At 54.9% G+C, this 14,270-nt stretch carries 13 protein-coding genes; 7 read left to right on the forward strand and 6 right to left on the reverse strand.

Annotation, left to right across the window (positions count from 1 at the left end):
• The first annotated feature begins 6 nt into the window (after positions 1-6).
• Both lptF and lptG read left to right on the forward strand, forming a co-directional pair.
• A complete protein-coding gene (gene lptF, locus ACZ3HG_RS01385) occupies positions 7-1,077 on the forward strand; it encodes an LPS export ABC transporter permease LptF (RefSeq protein WP_465331521.1) in 1,071 nt (356 codons plus the stop codon).
• Positions 1,074-2,153 (forward strand): LPS export ABC transporter permease LptG, encoded by a 1,080-nt coding sequence (lptG, locus tag ACZ3HG_RS01390; RefSeq protein WP_465331523.1) that lies wholly within the window; start codon positions 1,074-1,076, stop codon positions 2,151-2,153. The genes lptF and lptG overlap by 4 nt, the downstream gene beginning before the upstream one ends.
• Before the next feature lie 61 nt (positions 2,154-2,214).
• On the opposite strand, the gene spt is transcribed toward lptG, so the two are convergent.
• The 4 genes from spt to ACZ3HG_RS01410 are packed head-to-tail and all read right to left on the reverse strand — an operon-like array spanning position 2,215 to position 6,321.
• Positions 2,215-3,387: a serine palmitoyltransferase gene (gene spt / locus ACZ3HG_RS01395; RefSeq protein WP_191934859.1), complete on the reverse strand. Its 1,173-nt coding sequence runs from the start codon at positions 3,385-3,387 to the stop codon at positions 2,215-2,217.
• Positions 3,374-3,634, reverse strand: coding sequence for an acyl carrier protein (locus ACZ3HG_RS01400; protein ID WP_191937249.1), 261 nt, complete (start codon positions 3,632-3,634; stop codon positions 3,374-3,376). The genes spt and ACZ3HG_RS01400 overlap by 14 nt, the downstream gene beginning before the upstream one ends.
• Positions 3,635-3,664: 30 nt before the next feature.
• On the reverse strand, positions 3,665-4,576 hold the full coding sequence (locus ACZ3HG_RS01405) for an NAD-dependent epimerase/dehydratase family protein (protein WP_191934857.1): 912 nt from the start codon (positions 4,574-4,576) through the stop codon (positions 3,665-3,667).
• Positions 4,573-6,321: a fatty acyl-AMP ligase gene (locus ACZ3HG_RS01410; RefSeq protein ID WP_465332547.1), complete on the reverse strand. Its 1,749-nt coding sequence runs from the start codon at positions 6,319-6,321 to the stop codon at positions 4,573-4,575. Before ACZ3HG_RS01410 ends, ACZ3HG_RS01405 begins: the two co-directional genes overlap by 4 nt.
• A gap of 637 nt (positions 6,322-6,958) precedes the next feature.
• Here ACZ3HG_RS01410 and ACZ3HG_RS01415 point away from each other — a divergent pair.
• Complete coding sequence (locus ACZ3HG_RS01415) at positions 6,959-8,083, forward strand: N-acetyltransferase (protein ID WP_191934855.1); 1,125 nt, start codon at positions 6,959-6,961, stop codon at positions 8,081-8,083.
• A gap of 18 nt (positions 8,084-8,101) precedes the next feature.
• Here ACZ3HG_RS01415 and ACZ3HG_RS01420 read toward each other — a convergent pair whose 3' ends face one another.
• Positions 8,102-8,650, reverse strand: a complete 549-nt coding sequence (locus tag ACZ3HG_RS01420; RefSeq protein ID WP_465331526.1) for a GNAT family N-acetyltransferase — start codon at positions 8,648-8,650, stop codon at positions 8,102-8,104.
• A 384-nt stretch (positions 8,651-9,034) separates the two neighbouring features.
• Between ACZ3HG_RS01420 and ACZ3HG_RS01425 the strand changes: the two genes are divergently transcribed.
• The 4 genes from ACZ3HG_RS01425 (at position 9,035) to ACZ3HG_RS01440 (ending at position 11,959) form a co-directional block, all read left to right on the forward strand.
• Positions 9,035-10,579, forward strand: coding sequence for a methyl-accepting chemotaxis protein (locus ACZ3HG_RS01425; RefSeq protein ID WP_465331528.1), 1,545 nt, complete (start codon positions 9,035-9,037; stop codon positions 10,577-10,579).
• 83 nt (positions 10,580-10,662) lie between these two features.
• Entirely contained in the window at positions 10,663-10,890 is a 228-nt protein-coding gene (locus tag ACZ3HG_RS01430; RefSeq protein ID WP_244633728.1) for a hypothetical protein, read from the forward strand.
• Positions 10,891-11,149: 259 nt separating this feature from the next.
• Entirely contained in the window at positions 11,150-11,644 is a 495-nt protein-coding gene (locus ACZ3HG_RS01435) for a MarR family winged helix-turn-helix transcriptional regulator (protein WP_191934947.1), read from the forward strand.
• 108 nt (positions 11,645-11,752) lie between these two features.
• Positions 11,753-11,959, forward strand: a complete 207-nt coding sequence (locus tag ACZ3HG_RS01440; RefSeq protein ID WP_465331530.1) for a hypothetical protein — start codon at positions 11,753-11,755, stop codon at positions 11,957-11,959.
• 287 nt (positions 11,960-12,246) lie between these two features.
• Here the strand turns inward: ACZ3HG_RS01440 and ACZ3HG_RS01445 are convergent, their stop codons facing one another.
• A complete protein-coding gene (locus ACZ3HG_RS01445; RefSeq protein WP_191934851.1) occupies positions 12,247-13,311 on the reverse strand; it encodes a mechanosensitive ion channel family protein in 1,065 nt (354 codons plus the stop codon).
• Positions 13,312-14,270 lie beyond the last annotated feature (959 nt).

Below are 14,270 nucleotides of genomic sequence, written 5' to 3' on the forward strand. Positions count from 1 at the left end.
CGGTGTATGTTGCTGATTGAACGCTACATCCTGATGCAGACTCACCGCTTAGTGGCGACCCTGGTGGGCTTTCTGATTTTTATTTTTGCCAGCTATTCGGCACAGCGCTATCTGACCGATGCGGCCAACGGTACGTTAGCCCTGTCGGTGGTGTTCGATGTGGTCTTCTTTAAGGTGGTGATCGCCCTTGAGATGCTGCTTCCCGTCGGGCTTTATGTCGCCGTCGGTGTCGCGCTGGGGCAGCTCTACAGCGATGCGGAAATCACCGCGATGCTGGCTTCCGGTGGCAGTCCGCTGCGGTTATATAAGGCGGTGATGCTGCTGGCCGTGCCGCTGGGTATGATGGTGATGCTGTTGTCAATGTACGCCAGGCCCTGGGCCTACGGGCAAATTTATCAGTTGGAGCAGCGGTCGCAGTCCGAACTGGACACGCACCGGCTGGTGGCCAGTAAGTTTAATGTCAATGACAGCGGCAGGATGGTGCTGGCGGCAGAGATTGATCCCGTCACCCGTATCCTGTCGGATGTGCTTATTTACACCTCATCCGGGATAAAAAGCAGCGTATACCGGGCCGGAACGGTCAGCGTGACCGACCCTTCGCCTGCCAGCCCCTCGGTGCTGCTGCAGTCCGGAACCTCTTATTCGCTCGATCACCAGGGCAGCGCGGACAGTGAAACGCTGTACCGTCATCTTCATCTGCAGCTGACCCCGATCCCCCAAAGCAACAACACCCGGCGTAAGTCGGCCTCCGTGAACGAGCTTGCGCGTTCGCAGGATCCCGCCGACCGGGCTGAACTGCAGTGGCGGCAGAGCCGGGGGGCCAGTGCCCTGCTGATGGCGCTGTTAGCCGTATCACTAAGCCGCATCAAACCCCGGCAGGGGCGCTTTACCACGCTGTTGCCATTGACCCTGGTGTTCACGGCGATTTTTTATGGGGGGAATCTCTCCCGCACGCTGGTGGCCAATGGGGCGCTACCGGTGTTTCCCGGCGTGTGGTGTGTGCCTTTGCTGATGCTGGCGGGGGTGGCGCTGCTTATAGCCCGCGATCTGGCGCTGCTGCCGGCACGCTTCCGGTGAACATTTTCAGCCGCTATGTCATCCGTAACGTCTTCACCGGCTTTGCCGCCGCCGCAGGATTGCTGATCCCGCTGTTTACCACCTTTAATCTGATTAACGAGCTGGATGACGTCAGCCCCGGCGGTTATCGCTGGACGCAGGCCGTGGCGGTCGTCCTGATGACGCTACCCCGCAGCCTGGTCGATCTTATTCCCTTTATCGCGCTGCTGGGCGGCATTGTCGGACTGGGGCAGCTGTCGAAAACCCTCGAATTAACGGCCATGCGCACGGCAGGTTTTTCTGTCCTGCGCATCGCACTGGCGATAACCGCTGCCGGCATAATGTTAACGCTTGCGGCTGGCGCGATTGATGAGTGGGTGGCCTCGCCGTTACAGCAGCGCGCGATTACGTTGAAGAGCGCCGCAGCGGCGCAGGATGAAGACGGTGAGAGCATCAACAATGCGCTCTGGGCGAGGAGTCATAATGAATTCGCTACGGTCAGACGGCTGGATGAGCATCAGCAGCCCGTGGGCGTGGAGATCTTCTGCTACCGGCCAGACCTGACGCTGGCGTCCTATATTTATGCCGGGAGCGCCACCGTCCTCGGCAACGGCATATGGATGCTGCACGACGTGAATCAAAAGCAGTGGCTGAACCAGAAAGAGACAGTAACGATACGGCCGTCCCTGGCGTGGCGATCCCTCTTCACACGCATCAGCCTGAAGGAGCTGACGCTGCCGGCTGCCAGCTTTTCGATTGGCCAGCTTCGCCGCTATATTCACTACCTGCACGATACCCACCAGCCCGGAACGGAATTTCGGATCGCCCTGTGGCAGAAGCTGGGGCGGCCGGTGTTAACCCTGGCGATGGTCTTACTGGCTATCCCGTTTACGTTCAGCAACCCGCGGTCGCCTGGCATGGGCAGCCGTTTAGCCACCGGTGTGATTGTCGGGCTGGTGACCTACATCAGCGACCAGATTATTGTTAATCTCGGGCTGCTGCTCTCACTCAATGTACCGCTTACCACCCTGGGCCCGCCGGCGTTACTCCTGCTGTTGGCGGTAGCGCTGGTCCGCCGGTTTGACCGGCAGCACTGACGCAGGGGGGAGCGTGACGCAGAAAGCGGCTCGCCGGTAACGCGGGGAGCCGCCGGGGGGTTCAGCCTTTTACATCGGCAAACGCCTGGACAATTTTATCGATTTGCGCTTCGCTGTGGGCGGCGTTGATGCTGCAGCGTAGCAGCGTCATCTCCGCCGGTGCGGCAGGCGGCAGGACCAGGTTGACATACACGTTGCGGGCGATCAGCGCACGCCACAGCCGCAGACCTTCCTCTTTCGAGCTGATAATGACCGGTACCACCGGGCTGATATGCGCCCCCAGCGGGTAACCCAGGCGTTCCAGCCCGTTGTAAAGGCGGCGGGCATTCTTCCACAGTGTTTCCCGCAGCTCAGGCCGTTGTGCAACCGTTCGTAACGCCGAACGCACCGAGGCGATAACTGAGGGTGAGGAGGAGGCAGTAAAGATATATGGGCGGCTGCTGTAGCGCAGCACATCCATCGCCGCGGCGCCAACGGCAAATCCGCCGACAGACGCCAGGCTTTTGCTGAAGGTGCCGGTGATGATATCCACCTCCTGCTCAACGCCGACGGCTTCGGCCAGCCCGCGTCCGCGGGCACCGAGCACGCCGAACGAGTGGGCTTCGTCCACCACCAGATAGCCCCCGAGACGGCGCTTAATATCGACGATCTCCGCCAGGGGGGCCACGTCTCCCAGCATACTGTAAATGCCCTCGACAATAATGATCGCTTCGCGGGCGCGCTCGCCCAGGCGCAGCATGCGGCGCTCCAGATCGGCGGCGTCGTTATGGCGAAAACGGATGATCGTTGCCCCTCCCAGCGCACAGGCGTCGTAGAGGCTGGCATGGCTGTCGGCATCCAGTAATACCACGGCATCATGCCCGGCAAGGGTGCTGATGATGCCCAGATTAGCGGTATAGCCGGTAGGGAAGACGATGGCGGTAGGGCGGTCAAAAAAGGCAGCGATCTCATGTTCCAGGGCCAGATGTGAACCGTAACTGCCGTTTGCCATGCGTGAGCCGGTGGTGCCTGTTCCCTGAGCTGCCAGTGCCGCCTGACCCTGCGCAATCGCCTGCGGATTAAACGTCAGGCCCAGATAGTTATTGGTTCCGGCCAGTACCACCCGGTTCTCCCCGATGCGGCCTTCGGTTGCCGAGTAGACTTCATCAATACAGGTGCCGAACGGGTTAAGACCGCTGGCCTCAAACTGTTCCCGGTGGTGATCAAGGCGGGCAAAGCGATCATAAAGGCCCATATGACTTCTCCAGGAAGGGGAGTAACGCATCCCGGAGCTGCACCGGGGTCCTGACATCCAGCAATATATTGATGGGGATGGGGATATCAAACCGGTCTTCTAACATCATCAGCAGATCCATTACCCTGATCGACTCCAGACCCAGTTCATCAACAAGATCGCTGTCTGGTTCGATCTCCACCTCACTGGCAACCATGCCCCGCAAACAGGCCAGGATATAGTCCATCACCGCGTTTTGATTCAGCATAAAATCCTCAACTTCCCTTTAGTCAGTGTTTCAAAAGAGCCCGGCACGCAGGGCGTGCTCCAGGGTCACCGCAGGCAACCACCCGGTATGTTCAGAGAAACGTACATTGCTGGCTGACCAGTCCTGATGGGTCAGCTCATGAATTTTGCTGCGGGTCAGCATCGGCTCCCGACCCGCTATACGGCTGGCCAGCACGCTGAGATCCGCCAGCCCCTTCAGCAGCGGCAGAGGGATGCCGATCAGCCGCACGGGCCCCTCACGCACCCTGGCACCGGTGGCCTGTAATGATGGCCAGCTGTAGCCGCCCTCCACGCCGTCACAGAGTTCACAGGGGCCGGGTGGGGGCTGTGCCGCCGTTAACCACTGCCCCACGGCGGCGGCCAGGTCGCTGACGTGAAGAAAAGAGAGGCGCGCGTCCGCCGGTCCGGTCTGCGGCAGCAGCCCGCGCAGCAGCCAGCGAAACACCGGTTTCAGCTCTTTATCTCCCGGGCCGTAAACCGCTGTCGGGCGAAAAATGCCGAAAGTGATCCCGGCGGTCAGGTTGGTTAAACGTTGCTCGGCCAGATATTTCGACTTCGCATACCACGAGAGGTGAGGGTGGCGCGCAGCCAGGGAAGACATCAACAAAAAGCGCTGGCAGACGCCACTGGCTATTGCCGCCTGCATCAGACGCTGACTGCCGCTGACGTTGGCCTGCATAAAACTCGCCTCCTGCCATCCCCGCACCTGGCCGGCGCAGTGAACCACGTAGTCAGCACCGCGCACTAACTCAGCCAGCGCGTCGCTCTGCTCCAGCGTGCCCGCAACCCAGGTCAGATTATTGACCGTGCCCTGAGGGCGGCGGGTCAGAGCCCTCAGGGTAAACCCCTGCGCCAGCAGGCTGTCGGCAATGTGCCTGCCGATAAAGCCCGTGGCTCCCGTGATGGCGACGGTGCCGGTCATGGCGTCTGGCCTGCCAGTTCGACCCGTGGGCTGACGGCGGTGCCCAGCGCGCTGAGATAACGCTTTCTGGCTTCTGCACGGGCGGGTTTACCTGATGAGGTGCGTGGAAGACTGTGCGGCGGCAGGAGTTCAATCTCGACGGCGACGCCGAATTCACTTTGAATATGCGCGGTGAGGGAGTGAACGATCTGTTCCCGGCGCGCCTCTGAACTGAACCTGCACTGGATTTGTAAGATAATGCGAGCCCCTTCTTCCCGATCCTGCGGGGTGACAAAGGCTATTGCATCGCCGGAATGAATTTCCGGCTCCTGCTCGGCGACATATTCAATATCCTGGGGCCAGATATTACGTCCCCGGATGATGATCAGATCTTTTTTGCGTCCCGTAACGTAGAGGTTGCCCTGCAGCAGATAGCCCAGGTCACCGGTATCCATCCAGCCGGTCTCCTGCATCAGCCGTTGTGAGGCGCTATCCTGGAAGTAGCCGCTCATTAAGCTGGGGCCGGAGATACAGATATGGCCGACGTCACGCTCGGGCAGGGCCTGCCCCTCTTCATCACGGATTTCGATACGGTGGCCCGGAAGCGCCCTGCCGCAGTTAACAAAGGTCGAGATCGCCCGGTTTTTTTCACCCGGCGCGACGGCCCTGCTCTGGTATTCCAGAATACCCCGATCGACCTCATCCACCTGAGTCCCGCAGTCCGCCGGCGAAAAACTGACGGCCAGTGTGGTTTCCGCCAGCCCGTAACAGGGCATAAATGCCCGGCGGTCGAAGTTCACTTTGCTGAAGTGCCGGGCAAACTGGTCAAGTAGCAAGGCGGGAATGGGTTCAGCCCCGACGCCCGCCACGCGCCAGCTGGAGAGGTCGATACCGGCCAGTTCTTTGTCGTTACTGCGGCGTAAGCACAGGTCGTAACCGAAAGGCGGGGCGACAGACACGGTACAGCGGTTTTTACCGATCAACTTGAGCCACTGCATGGGCCGCATGGCAAAGTCCTGCGTACGCAGATAATCAACGGAAAGCTGGGTGGCGACCGGCGTCAGCATAAAGCCCACCAGCCCCATATCGTGATAGAACGGCAGCCACGAGACGCAGCGGTCACCCGCGCGTAACTGGATGCCGTCATGGCTGATGACCCGCAGATTCGCCATCACCGCCCGATGAGTGATGATCACCCCGCGCGGGAAGCGCGTGCTGCCCGAGGTATATTGCAGATAGGCAATATCCTCCGGGCAGGGAAGTGGGAGGGCGATCTCCCTCTCTGCCAGGGCCGCCAGGTCATCATTGCTGAGGGTATGAATACCGGGGGTATCTGCACTGGCAGAACGGATCAGCGGCAGCCACTCCTCACTGCTGATAATGGCGACGGGCTGACAGTTTTTTAACAAGCCCCGGAGCTTGGTGATGTAAGAATCACGCTGGCCCATTCCCATCGGGATAGCCAGCGGTACTGCCACTAACCCCGCATACTGACAGGCAAAGAAAGCTTCGATAAAACCCGCACTGGTCTCCGCCATCAGCGCCACGCGATCGCCTTTATTCAGGCCGAGCGACAGCAGTCGCCGGGCACCCGTGATGGCCCGCTGCCTGAGCAGGCGATACTCCAGCACGTCTGCCAGCTGATTACGCCTGTCGTAAAAATTCATCCCGGTATCTCCCCCGGCGGCGTAGTTTAACGCCTCAACCAGAGTGGGGAAGTCAGCATGGCGCATGGGAAGAGAGTGGTGTGAACTTGTTTCAGATATATACGATAAAGCCATAGATTAAAAACCGCCAAAAAGTACAGATAGCTACGGGGAATAGAGGTCTTTGTAAAAAACTCGCAATAATTTTTCTAAAATGACATTAGATTAAGGTATGTATTTAATTGTAATTTTAATGGTTAACCTCCCGCAGGCCTCGCGCGAGCTTTACACGGATAGCTATATCCGCAGATGCGCGACCGCATACTGATGAGTGGGGGAGAGACCCGTTGATATAATGATATCGCGATTGGCCGGATAAGCCCTGTACATGAAAGTCTTCTCAGTTAATATCGTGGGATTATTATGACGCTTAGTTTTTTAAATGTGTATGGTTAGTTTTACACGAATGTGATTAAACGCATTTAGTGGTAAAAATAGCCATGCCTATTCAGATAATTTCTGTAACATATTGAATTCAGTAAAAAGCATGACAAGGTGATGACAATATTCATCACAATAAATTACGCTATGCGGTTGCAAGGGTAAGATAGCAGAACGACTAAAAAAAACTTTTTTATCATTTAACGCTTTTTTCATTTTATGACGCTGCCTGGGATATACAGCAATAAACCGCTGCGTCGGGAATGATGACCGGTTTATTGTATTATTTCGTGAATAACCCACTGATAAGGTTGTTATGATCCACATTGAAAAAGTTGATACCAGGCAGCAGTTTAAGGCATTTATAAATTTTGCTTCTACCTTGTATGCTGACGATCCTCACTGGATTGATCCCTTATATATGGAGCGTGCGGAACATCTTTCTGATAAAAATCCGGCGAAAGAACATATTGAATGGCAGGCCTGGATTGCCAGAAAAGGAGAGGTTGTTGTCGGGCGAATAACGGCACAAATCGATACGTTACATCGTGAGTTATATGGTGAAGATACCGGCCATTTTGGCATGATAGAGGCCATTCACGATCCATCGGTGTTCAGCTTATTATTCCAGACGGCAGAAGCATGGCTGAAAGCCAGAGGCGCGACAAACATTAGCGGCCCCTTCAGTCTGAATATTAACCAGGAAAGTGGCCTGCTGATTGAGGGATTCGATACGCCGCCGTCGGCGATGATGCCTCACGGTAAACCCTATTATGCTGCCGCAGTAGAACAGCAGGGATATACTCAGGGTACCGATTTGCTGGCTTACTGGATGCGCCGTACCGATCTGTATTTTTCCCCGTCATTAAACCGTCTGATGGATAAAGTGCGGCAGAAAGTGACTATCCGCCGCCTTAATCGTAAGCAGTTCAGCCAGGAAATGCAGATTATGCGACAGATTTTTAATTCCGGCTGGCAGAATAACTGGGGATTTGTGCCCTTTACCGAACGGGAGTTCGCCGTCATGGGTGACCAGTTAAAATTCCTCGTACCCGACGATATGATTTATATTGCTGAAGTGGAAGGCAACCCCTGCGCCTTTATCGTCGGCTTGCCCAATATCAATGAGGCTATTGCCGGTTTAAAGGGGCGAATGCTGCCGTTCGGTTGGGCAAAGCTGCTGTGGCGACTGAAGGTCAGCGGTGTGCGCACCGCCCGGGTGCCGCTAATGGGGGTGCGGCAGGAGTATCAGTTCAGCCGCAGTGGACCAGTCATGGCACTGCTGTTGATCGAAGCGCTGCGTGATCCCTTTGCCCGGCGTCACATAGATGCGCTGGAAATGTCGTGGATTTTAGAGGCAAACAGCGGGATGCGCACGATGCTGGAACGTATTGGAGCTGTTGCTTATAAGCGTTACCGGCTGTATGAAAAGCAGCTTTAACCGCACCAGGCAACCGTCTCAGCGCTGGCGCTGAGCGTTCCATTCATCGCGGGTGATTTCCCATAGCTCTGAGGGAAGCCATCCGCAGACATACTCCTTTTTTTCCGTTGCGATCAGGCGCATACCACTGCCGACAGAAATATGCCGGGAACGACTGTTTTCGGCCGCTTTGGGTGCCCGCAGCACGGGCCTGTTTAAGGTATTAAACCAGTAATCTGTCACCTTAATACTGGCTTCCCGCATTAATCCCTGCCCCTGCCATTCCGGCACCAGCCAGAATCCCCGGTTATTATCCTTCTCATCATCCAGGCAGATAAGCCCTATCAGGTTATCGGGATCGCTACGCCGCCGGATTGTCCAGACCCAGGCCTCGCCTTTTGCCATCGCCGGCAGCGCCACGTGATTGACGTAATGCTCTGCACCGTTCTCAGGGTATGGCCAGGGAACTGAGGCCACCATGTAACGCACAATCTCCCAGCGTGGATAGATCGTCTGAATCTGTGGCGCATCTTCAGCGACTAACGGTTTTAATATCAGGCGCTCGGTTTTAAGCACGGGCACAGGCATGTGTTTACCTCCTTTTGACACGAAAGCATGATGGCCGGCTCAGGCGCACAGTCCTGGTGTGGTATCGCGACGCGCATCCCGCCAGCCGGGCGAACTCCGGTAAAGGTGCGTTATTTTTTCAACACCGTCAATTCAACCTGACTCCGCCAGAGTTAAGTCCCGCCACACGGGGTGAACGGGCATACGCGTTAGCCTGACGCATTGAAGTTGCCTCGTTGCCTCTGTCCCCCGGGCCGCACTGGGGCAGTCAGGCATTCCCCCCCCCGGGGGGGGGCAGTGATTTGTGAAAGATAGATTGTGTTCAATTTAATTTTGCTCAACCCTTATGTTGTACGCTGTTGCTGCCGATACAGGGTCACTACGTTAACTGTCCTGAGAAGATTGATGAAAATTGCAACGCGACTGACTGCAGGCTTTGGCCTGATTATTTTGCTTTTTATAATGTGCACCAGTATTGCTATTAACGCGCTCTGGCATGCCCGTGATGGCATGAATGATACCGTTGATGTGAAGATGAAGCGTTTCGCGCTGGTGCTGGATATGCGGGGGAGTGCGCGCGATATGGCCATTGCCGTACGCAACCTGGCTCTGATAACGGACCCGCAGCAGATGCAGCCGGAGTGGCAGCGCCTGGTTAAACAGCGTGATGCTTATATTCAGACACGTGAAGCGTTGGAAAACAGTATGTCATCCCATGTCTCTGCCCGCGGGAAGGCAGCATTGGGGCGGACGTTATCCGCAGAGTCTGCGGCACTTTCTACCCTGATGACGGCAGGCAAAATGGGGCTGGAAAACCGTAAAAACGACGCCACGGCATACCTGCTGATCACGGCTCGCCCCGCGCAGAAAGAACTGCTGGAAGCACTGAATCAACTGACCGACGTACAAATGCAGCTGAGCCGCGATACGGTGGCTGAAAACAGCGCCCGTTCTTCACGTACCGCCTCTCTTTTGATGGCTATTACTGCATTGTCCGTCCTGCTGGCGGCGGCGACCTGTTATCTGACGGTACGCATACTTATGCGCCAGCTGGGCGGTGAACCGGCTCAGGCACAGGCACTGGCTGCGGCTATTGCTGGCGGCGATCTCACTTATCCGGTCACATTGCGGCGACACGACAGGGGCAGCCTGCTGGCATCGCTGGCCACCATGCAGGGCAGCCTGCGTAGCCTGGTCTCTGATATCAGGGATTCCTCGGTGTCCGTTGCTATGGCGGCAGACGAAATATCGCAGGGCAATACCGAACTGTCCTCGCGGACCGAGCAGCAGGCTGCGGCGCTGCAGGAAACGGCCGCCAGCATTGAACAGCTTAGCGCGACGGTGAAAAGTAATGCGGCGGGTGCGCAGCAGACGGCGGATACGGCCCGGACCACGGCGACGCTGGCCCGTACCGGTGAGAAAGACGTACAGCGCATGTCGCAGACGATGAACGATATATCTCTCAGTGCGACGAAGGTACGCGACATCACGGGCGTGATTGAGAGCATTGCCTTTCAGACCAACATTCTGGCGCTGAACGCTGCCGTTGAAGCCGCCCGCGCAGGGGAAGAGGGGCGGGGATTTGCCGTCGTCGCCGGTGAGGTAAGAACGCTGGCACAGCGCAGCGCTAACGCGGCGCGCGATATTAAAGCCCTGATTGAACAGGCGGTGAGCCAGGTAGAAAACGGCGTGACAGTGGCTACCGGCACCGGAGACAGTATTCTGAAAATAGTAGGCATGGTAAGCGAACTGGCGGACGCGATGGACAACATCTCACTCTCCTCGGGTGAGCAGATGCAGGGGATCTCGCAGGTCAGCGTTGCGGTGAGCCAGATGGATGGCGTCACACAGAGCAACGCGGCCCTGGTTGAGGAATCATCCACCGCATCGCAATCTCTGTCCGCACAGGCCCATACGCTACGCGGCATGGTGGAAACATTTCGCGTATGAGGCCTGCAGAAATGCCGGCATCGTCCTCGTCAGAAGATCTTCTCTCACGTATCTGTACGCTCAAAAGTGACGTGAATTTTCTGATGAAGCAGCTTAGTGAAGGGGAGTATCTGAGCCTGGACACCTTTGCAAACAACTGGGTGCATCTGATGCGTCTCTACACCGGTATTCAGCATCACATGAATGACGCTGAACTGATGGATGTCGTGGTGCGCACCGATGTGTTGCTGGCGGCTGACCTGATGGCAGTAGGACGTATTATCGAGGTCATGAATAACGTCCTGCGCTGCGCGGCAAAGCAGAGCAAGTGATTCAGCCCGGAGGTCATATTCCCTCGTTCTCACCCTCACTGATTTGTCAGAAAACAGGGACGTGTTCTGATAAATTAGATTGACATCAATTAGACTTGATTCAATACTTCGCAGGCTTATGCAAGGGCGAAGCCTGCGGCTCTCGTCATGATGCCTTTTTCGGACCGGGGCCGGGAAGAGCAGGGGCCATCCTGCTGTGTCAGCCCGCCACGATGTGCAGCAGAAAGGCACCCCGTTCGCCATCAGATTTGGATCCTCAATGTGTAACGATGTTAACCATGAAACAGATGACGCGGATGAGGCTTCTGCCATTACAGATGCACCGGTGACGGTCGATCAGTTTCTCTGTTTTGCGCTTTATTCTGCCTCACTGGCCATGACCAAACTCTATCAGTCGCGACTGAAGCCTATCGGCCTGACGTACCCGCAATATCTGGTTTTGCTGGCACTCTGGCAAACGGACAATGTCACGGTGTCTGACATTGGCGCTCGCGTTTGCCTGGATTCCGGTACGCTCAGTCAGCTGCTGAAGAGACTTGAAGTCTCCGGCTTGATCGCCAGGAAACGTGACCTGGGCGGCGATGAGCGCAGGGTACTTATTTCGCTAACGGAGCAGGGACACCAGCTCAGGGTTAAAGCGGCCGGTGTGCCTGCAGATATGGTCTCGGTAATGGACACGCCGTATGAAGAGTTGTCTGACCTGACTGTACGGATTACAGCGCTGCGCAAGAAACTGACCCATGCTCTGGAATGATCATCACACTCTCTTCCAGCATCCTGCACGTTGAGAACCGATACCGTCAGGACAGAAGTGACTTCAGGCTGCGATTGCCTGTCAGATAAGCAGGTTGAGGAATGCTGATTGAACGCTGATGATAAGTTAAAAATGGACAGGATCCATGCGGTGATAGGGCGTACCGTTTCATCTCTGCTGAAGTCGGGTCAGCCATTAGACTCTGACACTCTGGTGGCGGCCCTGAACCAGCGTGAGAGTGAATCTGTTGATGGAATGAAGCAAACCTGTGCAGCAGCGGAACGCCTCATTTCTGACAGGCTTAAGAAACCGTGAGCCTTCCTTAGCCCTTTCCCGTCCCGGGTGAACTTTCCGGCATCACCGACTGAGCTGACGTGACGCTGCGTAAGATTCGCCCTGAGCCCGCCTCCTATACAGTAACAGCAGTTACCCCCAGTCCGGCCATTCGGTCAGCGCCAGTATCGCTGACCTTTGCTGTTAACAAAGGGAGCAGGTAGCGCGGGGCCAGGGGGGGCCTTGCCGGATGAGGCGTGATAACTTTTCGATCCGCTGTCTTTAGTCAGTCTCCAACCCCAGTGATGAATCACGTCTGTGATCGCCCATTACACACCGGGCCCGGTCAGTGTTGCCCTGACGTGAGGCAGACTCTGCGGATAATTTTGTTGAATAAACTCAATCATTTTTTCCCGCACGTGGCAGCGTAAATCCCAGGCCGTAGGGGAGTTCTGTGCCGTCATCAATAATCTGATCGTCATGGTTTTGTCCGTGGTATCGGTGACCTGGAGTACCTGAGTCTGCTGATCCCAGAGTTTTGTTTCACTGAGGATTTTTTCGAAATGCTTACGCAGGGGATCCAGCGGCATGGAATAATCCAGGTAAAGAAAAACCGAACCTAATATTTGTGCGTTATTGCGCGTCCAGTTCTGGAAGGCATTTTCTGTAAAGTAGGTTATAGGCAGAACCAGCCGGCGCAGGTCCCAGATACGCACAACAACATACGTCAGGTTTATCTCCTCAATCCAGCCCCATTCATTTTCAACCACTACCGCATCATCAATTTTTATCGGTTGCGTAAAGGCTATCTGAATGCCGGCAAACAGGTTAACCAACGACTTCTGCAGAGCAAAACCAATGATGATCCCGGCAACCCCGGCACCGGCCAGGATGGTGGTACCAAATTTTCGTACCCCGGGGATACTGAGCAGAATCAGGGAAAGGCAGAACAGAACCAGCAGTACGATAGCAACCTTTTTTACGTACATGATCTGCGTACGGATTTTACGCGCCCGAAGATTATTCGAAAGATTAATATCATAGCGTATAAACAGCATATCCTGCGCCACATTGGTCAGCCGGATTAACACAGAGCAGAATGATAAGATAATAAAGATGTTGATCACGGTGGTGATAAGCGAGAGGGAGCCCGGGTGAATATCAATGTAATTAATCCCTACATTAATAAGCAGTAAGGGTATGAAAAGAAACAGGGAGCCACGCAGATGCTTTTCAAGAGATTTGAACAACTTTCTGTCACGACTCTGCCAGTAGCGGATGAACCTGAGTAATATAAATCGGGCCAGGAAACCCAATGCAAATGAGAGCGTGACGAGCAATACCGCAGGCACCCAGGATGGCGCACCAGAGAACTCACCGAATATCATTAGCATGCTTTTTCCCTTTTTTTCAGCCAACAACCAACGTTTGCGTTGCCAGTTCAGTAAAAAAATCAGTTACCGCTGTCTTCTTCGTGGTCAGCGGATCAAATGGTTAACGCAGATGAGTTTATGAAAAATTTGCTGGTCTGACTTTCTTAACAGCAAAAAAGCGCGAAAAGAGATCGGATTTCAGCGGGATTCTATTGCAACTGGTTGAAATGTAACGGAGTTAATTTTTTACTCGCCGACAGGCTTTGCGTACGTAACTCGCGCTGCCACCTGCGCCTGCGCCTGCGCAAAACAGAGTAACACGATAGCGTTATCACAGAGCGGGTGATGAGCATCCTCTTTCATAAATGCCATCTAATGAAACAGTTAATCCGGCGTGATTAAACACCCTGAAAATCGTCCTTATTCCTGAAATTCAGCAAAGGGGATGGCATTTTTTTCACCGTATTGAGGAGAAAGGTTAACCCTTTCTTTCAGTAACTTAAATTAAATTTCAAGAAAATTCCTATATAAATCAGATCGTATTGCGCACCGTTTCATATTGCTCACATTAAACAGACTGCTATATAGTCCCGCCTGTACACACAAGGAAAGTGTGCGTAACGCCTGCTTTCTGTGTCCATTTTTACAGGAAAGAAAATGAGCAACTCTTATCAGAATGAGATCCCAAAAGCGCGTTAATATCCGGCTGGATCTGCACGCCTGCGGGGCGCAGAAAAAATTTTGCCAACTTCGCCGGCAGCTGGCTAAATTTCCAAAAATATCATTTAAATATCACTGTGATTTCCGAAAAAATATTAACCCGCCTGCTTTTATCAGAGATGTCTCATAAGGTATAAAATGCCAGCTGTCATTCATCCTGGCCATGACTCCCCCGATAGCAGAACTGTTCTGCAGAACCGTTCTGGGGTAAGATTTCCGCACAAGGAAGTTTGCTGGGGTGAAGGGTGAGATGAAAAATG

This window comes from Erwinia sp. PME.40.26/001 (genome assembly GCF_055556675.1).

Coding starts and splice junctions, on each gene's coding strand:
- ACZ3HG_RS01415 (WP_191934855.1), top strand. CDS start 6,959: ATGATCCACATTGAAAAAGTTGATACCAGGCAGCAGTTTAAGGCATTT.
- spt (WP_191934859.1), bottom strand. CDS start 3,387: ATGGGCCTTTATGATCGCTTTGCCCGCCTTGATCACCACCGGGAACAG.
- lptF (WP_465331521.1), top strand. CDS start 7: ATGTTGCTGATTGAACGCTACATCCTGATGCAGACTCACCGCTTAGTG.
- ACZ3HG_RS01430 (WP_244633728.1), top strand. CDS start 10,663: ATGAAGCAGCTTAGTGAAGGGGAGTATCTGAGCCTGGACACCTTTGCA.
- ACZ3HG_RS01445 (WP_191934851.1), bottom strand. CDS start 13,311: ATGCTAATGATATTCGGTGAGTTCTCTGGTGCGCCATCCTGGGTGCCT.
- ACZ3HG_RS01425 (WP_465331528.1), top strand. CDS start 9,035: ATGAAAATTGCAACGCGACTGACTGCAGGCTTTGGCCTGATTATTTTG.
- ACZ3HG_RS01400 (WP_191937249.1), bottom strand. CDS start 3,634: ATGCTGAATCAAAACGCGGTGATGGACTATATCCTGGCCTGTTTGCGG.
- ACZ3HG_RS01405 (WP_191934857.1), bottom strand. CDS start 4,576: ATGACCGGCACCGTCGCCATCACGGGAGCCACGGGCTTTATCGGCAGG.
- ACZ3HG_RS01420 (WP_465331526.1), bottom strand. CDS start 8,650: ATGCCTGTGCCCGTGCTTAAAACCGAGCGCCTGATATTAAAACCGTTA.
- ACZ3HG_RS01435 (WP_191934947.1), top strand. CDS start 11,150: ATGTGTAACGATGTTAACCATGAAACAGATGACGCGGATGAGGCTTCT.